This window comes from Prevotellamassilia timonensis (assembly GCF_021531665.1).
In the GTDB taxonomy this organism is placed as follows: Bacteria; Bacteroidota; Bacteroidia; order Bacteroidales; family Bacteroidaceae; genus Alloprevotella.
Genome location: NZ_JADYUH010000085.1, coordinates 1 through 7,237 on the forward strand (window position 1 = coordinate 1; position 7,237 = coordinate 7,237).

At 52.2% G+C, this 7,237-nt stretch carries 7 protein-coding genes; 3 read left to right on the forward strand and 4 right to left on the reverse strand.

Annotated features, from left to right (window positions below; translation table 11 throughout):
• Positions 1 to 234: 234 nt before the first annotated feature.
• From I6E40_RS10240 to ribD, 3 genes are all read right to left on the reverse strand, one after another.
• The gene (locus I6E40_RS10240; RefSeq protein ID WP_235387056.1) at positions 235 to 1,341 is read right to left on the reverse strand and encodes an endonuclease/exonuclease/phosphatase family protein; all 1,107 of its coding nucleotides are present in this window, start codon (positions 1,339 to 1,341) and stop codon (positions 235 to 237) included.
• Positions 1,338 to 2,279, reverse strand: a complete 942-nt coding sequence (locus tag I6E40_RS10245; RefSeq protein WP_235387057.1) for a rhomboid family intramembrane serine protease — start codon at positions 2,277 to 2,279, stop codon at positions 1,338 to 1,340. The genes I6E40_RS10240 and I6E40_RS10245 overlap by 4 nt, the downstream gene beginning before the upstream one ends.
• Positions 2,280 to 2,535: 256 nt before the next feature.
• Positions 2,536 to 3,501, reverse strand: coding sequence for a bifunctional diaminohydroxyphosphoribosylaminopyrimidine deaminase/5-amino-6-(5-phosphoribosylamino)uracil reductase RibD (gene ribD / locus I6E40_RS10250; protein WP_235387060.1), 966 nt, complete (start codon positions 3,499 to 3,501; stop codon positions 2,536 to 2,538).
• A 72-nt stretch (positions 3,502 to 3,573) separates the two neighbouring features.
• Between ribD and prmC the strand changes: the two genes are divergently transcribed.
• From prmC to I6E40_RS10265, 3 genes are all read left to right on the forward strand, one after another.
• On the forward strand, positions 3,574 to 4,434 hold the full coding sequence (gene prmC / locus I6E40_RS10255; RefSeq protein ID WP_235387061.1) for a peptide chain release factor N(5)-glutamine methyltransferase: 861 nt from the start codon (positions 3,574 to 3,576) through the stop codon (positions 4,432 to 4,434).
• 156 nt (positions 4,435 to 4,590) lie between these two features.
• Entirely contained in the window at positions 4,591 to 5,097 is a 507-nt protein-coding gene (locus I6E40_RS10260) for a hypothetical protein (protein WP_235387063.1), read from the forward strand.
• A gap of 250 nt (positions 5,098 to 5,347) precedes the next feature.
• Positions 5,348 to 6,658, forward strand: a complete 1,311-nt coding sequence (locus I6E40_RS10265; protein ID WP_235387065.1) for an ATP-binding protein — start codon at positions 5,348 to 5,350, stop codon at positions 6,656 to 6,658.
• Between the two features lie 236 nt (positions 6,659 to 6,894).
• Here I6E40_RS10265 and I6E40_RS10270 read toward each other — a convergent pair whose 3' ends face one another.
• Positions 6,895 to 7,101, reverse strand: a complete 207-nt coding sequence (locus I6E40_RS10270; RefSeq protein WP_235387067.1) for a DUF3791 domain-containing protein — start codon at positions 7,099 to 7,101, stop codon at positions 6,895 to 6,897.
• Between the last annotated feature and the right edge of the window lie 136 nt (positions 7,102 to 7,237).

The following is a 7,237-nucleotide window of genomic DNA, read 5'->3' on the forward strand; positions in this document are numbered from 1 at the left end:
ACGATTTCAAAGAACTCCTATTTTATGGCGTCTCGGACGCTGCGTGATTAGCCAATTTTCAACGAACTATTGATAGTTTTTTTGCTTCCCTTTAATTTACGTATAGTGTAGAGTCAAGGCGTGTCCTAAAACAAAGTTTGCTGTCCGGTATAAGCCTGTTGGATGACAACAAAAAGCTTTACCGGACAGCCATATTTCCAAGAATTTTTTGGGGGCAGATTTTCCGACACCGTCTCATCGGGTAGCAGTGGTGTTTCCCTGTTCTTTGAGATAGACCGTGACGGGATAGTGGTCGGAGAAGGGCACAGTCTGATCGACGCGGGCGGAGAAAGGCTTGAAGTGAGATGAGCAGAAGATGTGGTCGATGCGGACGTAGATGGCGTCAAGGTGGAAGGAGCGCCCAAATCCGTTCCCCGTGGCGCGATAGACGTCGGTCAGATTTTCCGTGAAGCGATGGTGAGTGTAGGAGACGGGCGTGTCGTTGATGTCGCCCATGAGAATGATTCTCTTGTCGTCATGTCGCGCCACGTAGTTTGCCACGGTGTCCGCCTGGTGAGCGCGTTCGTAGGTTGCGTTCACAATTTTCTTGATGATGGTTCGTTTCCCTTTGACCTCGTCGGCGTCTTTCGGATTCATCACGATTTGTTTGTAGTTTTTTCTGTCCTCCTGTGAGAGTCCCATGCTTTGCAGATGCACGTTGATGACGATGAGCGTGTCGCGCGGTGCGGTGAGGAGGAAGAACGCCGTCGCCCCGTTGTAGTAGTGGTCGCAAACGGTTTCCTGTTTCACGATGGGGAAGCGCGAGACGCACGCCATGGAGAGTTTCTCTTGTTCTGCCCATTCGATGTGATAGCCTCCCTTCTTCAGTTCCTGCTCCACCTCCTTTCGTTTCTCTTTGCTTTCATTTCCGCTCTCCTGCAGTGCGATGATGTCAGGTTTGACGGAGAGGAGATAGCGTGGGATGACGAGTTTCCCGTCTTCGTCGCGTTCCCAGTTGTTGAACCCAAGGACATTATAGGTCATGACCTTCAGGCAGCCCTTCGGCGGTGGCGAACTGAGGTTGATGGGGAAGAAGTCCCGCAGCGTACTGATGCAGCCGAGCAGTCCGAGGAGCGTAATCCAAATCATGCGCGGTCGGCAGATGAGGCAAAGCAGTCCCATGCCGAGCACGGCAGCCAGGGCAAAGGGGAAGGCGAAGCCGGCGAGCCCCAGGATTTTGAAGTTTTCGGGCGGGTGAATCCGAATGCCTGCGGCGCAAGCCCAAAGCACCAAGACCGCAATCCAAGAGAGGACAGCGAGGACATGAGCCAGAGGGGAAGAATTCTTGTCAGTTTTTTTCATTGATTTCGACTGATGCGGAAAAGTTCTCGTTTTTCTTCTTCGGTCAGAGAGTCGTAGCCCGAGAGTCGGATTTTGTCGAGGATTTCATCCATTCTCTCTTGTCGTGCTTTTTGTTGCAGATTGAAGTCGTGGTCCGGGTTTCCGGTGGGAGCGTGGTGGGCATTTCCGTTTTCCTTCTTTTTTGCGGAGAAGAGTTCATTCCACTTTTGTCGCACTCGCTCGGCGGCAGAGGGGCGTCGTCTCGGTTCCCATGCTTCCCATCTTCCGCCGAATGTCTGCTGCTGGGCACGTCGTCTCCAGTGGTGCAGGCAGAGCCAACCGAAGAGCATGCCGCCGAGGTGGGCGAAGTGCGCCACGTTGTCGTTGGAAGCGTAGGCGGAGAAGAGTTCGATGGCGGCATAGCCCACGACAAAATATTTTGCCTTCATCGGGATGGGCGGAATCAGGAGCATGATGCGCTCGTTGGGATAGAGCATGCCGAAGGCGAGGAGAATGCCGTAGCAGGCACCCGAGGCGCCAATCGTGGTCCACATGTCCAAGAAGTCCCCCATCGAAATCATCCGGCTGCCCGCCTGCACCCAGTCATAGGCATACATTCCTTCCAACACATATTCCCCCGTCTGCCAGAGTTCCTGACAGAGCGCGGCGCCGATGCCGCAGACCATGTAGTAGGTGAGGAAGCGGCGGGTGCCCAGCGTGCGTTCGATGAGTCCGCCGAACATCCAAAGGGAAAACATGTTGAAGAAAAGGTGGGTCAGGCTTCCGTGGAGGAACATGTAGGTGACGGGCTGGAAGATGTGGAAGTTTCCAGCCAGAATGAAGTGCAATCCGAAAAGGTCGGAAAGTTCAATGCCCATTTGGCGGAAGACGAGTTGAAGCAGATAGCACGCCACGTTGGCGAGCAAGAGGCTACGGGTGATGGGAGGAATGTTCAGCATGATTTTAGTAATTTTGCACGCGACTCCGTGGTCGAAGACGCTCTCTATGTTTTGTTCTGTGAGTGTTCTCTGATGTCGGTGGGTTGTCCGGTTCAGTTTTTGTTCCTTGTGTTTCCGTGATATATTTCCTATATATATAAGGAATACGGGTTGTTCGTCGTCAGGCTCAGAGGTACATGACCAAGCCCGAATCCGATAGCAACGCAGCAGATTGGCTATTATGACACACCGCCATACGGGTTGTTCGTCGTCAGGCTTAGAGGTTCTCGTAGTGCAGGAAGTGCGCCCCGAGAGCTTGCTCCACTTTCATGCAGACGCCTGCCGGCATTCGCGGAGCCGGCACGCCACTGCCGAGCACACAGTCTGAGACCTCCACGTGGGCGGCGTCCCACAAGCCTTGGTCAATGAAACTTTGCAGCGTTTGGCTGCCTCCTTCCACCAGCAGCGAGCGACAGCCTCCGGCGTGGAGTGTGGAGAGCATGACGTCAATGTCGTCAAACGCTTGAAAACCCTGTGGGAGTTCTCCCTCTTCCACTCTGCCCAGCACGACGGGTTGCGGGTTCTCCCCGCACCATGCCCTCACCGTCAGCGAGGGGCAGTCCAGTCGCAGGGTCGCATGACCGACGAGGATGGCGCCGTGGGAGGCACGGAGTTTGTGGACCCTCATCTGCGAGCGGGGGTTGGAAAGGTGGGTGGGCGCTTCGTCAGGTTCTGTGCGCCAGCGGTCCAGGAAGCCGTCTGCCGAGACAGCCCACTTCAGCGTGATGAACGGACGGTGAAGCGTTTGCGCCGTCATGAACTGCCGATTCAACCGGCGACATTCTTCTTCCAAGACTCCCGTCACCACTTCCACGCCGCCTTCGCGCAACATGGCGATGCCGCGACCGGAGACCTTTGAGAAAGGGTCGGTGCAACCCACCACCACACGCGGAATCCCGCTTTGCAGAATCAACTGCGCACAGGGCGGCGTACGTCCAAAATGGGCACAAGGTTCAAGACTGACATAGAGCGTGCTCTCTTTCAGTCGTTCCCGGTCGGCACTTCTGACGGAGCGGATGGCGTTCACTTCGGCGTGAGGTTCCCCGCAGCGGGCGTGGAAGCCTTCGCCGATGATGCTGCCGCCGCTCACGATGCAACAACCCACCATCGGGTTGGGCGCGGCGTGATAGCGTCCGTTTTGAGCCAGCGCAATGCAGCGCCGCATGAAAGTTTCGTCGGTCATGGGAGACTTATGTAAGTTTCAAGTGTGCTTGTGGCGCGCTTTTGTCTGCCACCTAAATTTTTCAGAAAGAACATGAATCAGCTCTATCAGACACTTCGTGATGCACTGATGCCCCTGCACGGAGCCGGTGAGGCGAAAGCCATTGCCCTCCTTGTCTTGGAAGAAGGCTTCGGTGTGAGTCGAACCGATGTTTACGCCGACAAAGTTAGGACATTTTCGGAAGATGAGCGACTGCGTTTTGAGAGAATGCTTCGTCGCCTTGTTTCCGGCGAACCTGTCCAACACGTGCTTGGCACGGCTCGTTTCTGCGGGCACGCCTTCCGCGTCAGTCCCGCCGTGCTCATCCCGCGCCCCGAGACGGAGGAACTTGTGGAACTTGCCGCCCGTGCTTTGGAACGCATGTCGTTGGAGAGTCGCAGTCCTCTTCGGGTCTTGGATGCCGGGACAGGTTCCGGCTGTGTGGCGTGCAGTTTGAAACTCCGCTTCCCCGCGGCAGACGTGATTGCGTGGGACGTCTCCGATGAGGCACTTGCCGTGGCGCGTGAAAACGCAAAAGCCCTGCACGCCGACGTTCGTTTTCTTCACCGCGACATGTTGCAGCCGTATGGCGAAGGCGACGAAACGTTTGATGTGATTCTCAGCAATCCGCCCTACATCTGTCTGCACGAGCGGAAGGACATGGAGTCTGTCGTGACGGACCATGAACCCTCGCTTGCGCTCTTCGTTCCGGACGACAATCCATTGCTGTTCCACCGCGCTCTCGCCGACTTCTGCGTGGAGGGCGGGCTGCGTCCCGGCGGCATGCTGGCGACAGAAATCAACAGTGCGCTGGGCATCGTGACCGTGGCGTGTCTCGAGGAGGCGGGACTTCACACCGTCACCCTCCGGCAGGACTGTTTTGGGAAAGACCGATTTGTGACGGCAAGGCGATGACGTGAGATATTTCAAAAAAGTTACATGAAAAATCTTCTATCCTCCCCCCCTATTTCCATAAATTTGCGGCGTTCAAGAGAGTGCAGACCTCCTTGCCGCATCACTTTTGAATCTTACATCACAAACCATAATCGTTTAACTTAAACATTCAAAAACATGAAAAAGTTCATTCTTTCTCTGTTTGCAGCATTCTTCTGCATGAGCCTTTCCGCTCAAGTTTCCCTCTCCGACCTCGTGAATGCCGACACGGAGAGCGCCATTGCAAAGTATCTTAAAGCCAAAGCCGTCTCCACGGGCGAAGCCGGAGTCGATAACTTCTGCGCCGCTGTGCGCACGGCTGCCACGGCTTCCCAGCAGAGCAACGTCTCCATCAAAGCGCTCTATGAGAAACTTTCTGCCGGCGGCGCTGGAACCGAAGAAGCCAACAGCGTGCTTGAAGGTTTGAAAACACAAGTCACCTCTTTGGTGGCTGCTGGAAAGAACGCGCCTGCCGCACTGGCAGCAGCCAAAAACATCAAGAACCCGATGAAAGCGGCGCAAGCCGTGAAGGCTGTCACTTCAGCTACCAGCCTGCTTAACACGCTGACCACCCAAACTCAGTCGCAGGTGAAGGGCATGACCCAAGTTGTCGCTTTGCTGAAAGAAGGCAAGAGCATCAAGTGAGTTTCCCCTTGATTTTTAAATACCCCTAAAAAACGAGTGTGTCCACCGAGTTGTGCGACACACTCTTTTTTGAATGTGTTTTGGCGTGCGCAGAGTGGTGGCACGAGCAGTTTGAGCGTTTTTTTGCGCTCACCTGCCAATCCCTGTGTTAGTTGCGAACCTCAAAAACTGGTATAAACCCCTCTTTTTTCAATAGTTTGCTCTATCTTTGCAAAATAAATTATTTGTAATTTACAAATTTGTAAAGTTTATGAAGTTCTACGATAGAGAAAAGGAGATGGCGGAAATCAGACGTGTGGATTCTTTGGCAGAAAGTAGTGCTCAGTTCACCGTACTGATGGGACGCCGCCGTACAGGCAAGACCACGTTGATGATGCATGCGCTCGAAGGGAAGTCCTATTTATATTTCTTTGTGGGTAAGAAAGCGGAGCAACTTCAGTGCATGGACTTTCAGCAGCAAGTGGAAGATGTTTTGGGACTCCACATCCACGGAAAGTTGAATCGTGTGGCTTCGCTCATTGAGGAGTTGATGATTTTTTCGCGCCAAACAAAGGTCACCCTCATCATTGATGAGTTTCAGCGTTTGATGGATATTGATGAGAGCATCATCAGTCAAATTCAAGAAGTGTGGGACAAACACCATGAACAGGCTCGGTTTCATCTCATTGCTTGTGGCAGTATCTACTCCATGATGCGTAAAATCTTTGAAGACAGGCGTGAACCTCTTTTTGGACGTAAAACAGCACGCATTGATTTGAAACCCTTCTCGACTGCGGTCATCAAGCAGATTCTTGCCGACCACCATCCGGACTATACTCCCGAAGACCTTTTGATGTGCTATGCCATCACAGGAGGTGTGGCGAAATATGTGGCTCAGCTGATGGACGAAGGATGTAAAACGTGGGGGGACATGTTGCATGCCGTGTGTCGTCCTTCAAGCATTTTTTTGGAAGAAGGAACAGAACTTCTGGTGGGAGAGTTTGGCAGGAAATATCAGATTTACTACAGTATTCTTCAACTCATCGCCAGAGGGAAAACCAACCAGGCAGAGATTGACAGCATCATCGGAAAGAACACAGGCAGGTATTTGGATACGCTCGAAACGGAGTATTCGCTCATCAGCAAACGACGTCCTATGTGGGCAAAGCCCAACAGTCAAGGTGTGAAGTTCTATATTGATGATTGTTTCTTGATGTTCTGGTTCCGTTTTGTGGAAGCCAATCGGTCGGTGGTGGAACTTGGAAAACTCGATTTGCTCTTGGAAATCATCAAGCAGGACTATCCTCAGTTCAGCGGAATGGTTTTGGAGAAATATTTTCGTCAGCAATATGGCGAACAGGAGCGAGTGACCGAAGTGTCGCACTGGTGGGACGGGAAGAGCGAAAACGAGATAGACCTCATTGCGATTGAAAAGTTGGATCGTCGTGCCACGGTGGCGGAGGTAAAACGCAATCCGCTCAAATACAATCCTCATGTGTTGGAAAAGAAGTTTGAGTGCATCAAGTCTTTCCTGCGTGGGTATCAAGTTGAATTTAAAGGTCTGTCCATGGAGGATATGTGACGCAAGTCCGAGTAGGTTTTTACTCAGAATCTGCAAAATGAGAACCATTTGCACGCCACTTCGTCACTTACCGCCCAACGGACGGTAGGTGACAACTCCCAAGAAAAAAACGTTGCCACGGCTGACAGAAACGTAATTGTCAGCCGTGGCAATGAGATTATTTTGAGGAGTATTCTCTTTGCTTGGAAGTCTCCTTCATGTGATTGATGTGCTCTTCTCCTTTCTCTCTTTTGAATCTATTGTTTCCTTCTGAGTTCCTCAATCAAGTCGTTCACGATGTAGGTGTCGCTCATCAGGTGCAAGCCGAGTTCTTTGTTGTGAAGGAAGGTGCAAACTTCGGATTCGTAGAAAAGCACCAGCGCTCGGTCTGTCGAAATGTCCAAACGCTCTGCCAATTGTGCGATGATGCGGGCAATCTTATTCCAAAACAAAAAATCCAACATAACTATACCCTTTCGTGTGATTGAAATCTTAAGTGCTTGTCAACTATGTCTTGATTTAAGGGATGTTCTATAAATTACGGGATAAGGAACGTTCAAAAGAAAGTGCTTACGTTTTGGTCGCTTTTCGTTTCTTAGC

Bases quoted from the DNA above. Each gene is read 5' to 3' on its own strand.
- I6E40_RS10240 (WP_235387056.1), bottom strand. From the start codon at position 1,341: ATGAAAAAAACTGACAAGAATTCTTCCCCTCTGGCTCATGTCCTCGCT.
- I6E40_RS10245 (WP_235387057.1), bottom strand. From the start codon at position 2,279: ATGCTGAACATTCCTCCCATCACCCGTAGCCTCTTGCTCGCCAACGTG.
- ribD (WP_235387060.1), bottom strand. From the start codon at position 3,501: ATGACCGACGAAACTTTCATGCGGCGCTGCATTGCGCTGGCTCAAAAC.
- prmC (WP_235387061.1), top strand. From the start codon at position 3,574: ATGAATCAGCTCTATCAGACACTTCGTGATGCACTGATGCCCCTGCAC.
- I6E40_RS10260 (WP_235387063.1), top strand. From the start codon at position 4,591: ATGAAAAAGTTCATTCTTTCTCTGTTTGCAGCATTCTTCTGCATGAGC.
- I6E40_RS10265 (WP_235387065.1), top strand. From the start codon at position 5,348: ATGAAGTTCTACGATAGAGAAAAGGAGATGGCGGAAATCAGACGTGTG.
- I6E40_RS10270 (WP_235387067.1), bottom strand. From the start codon at position 7,101: ATGTTGGATTTTTTGTTTTGGAATAAGATTGCCCGCATCATCGCACAA.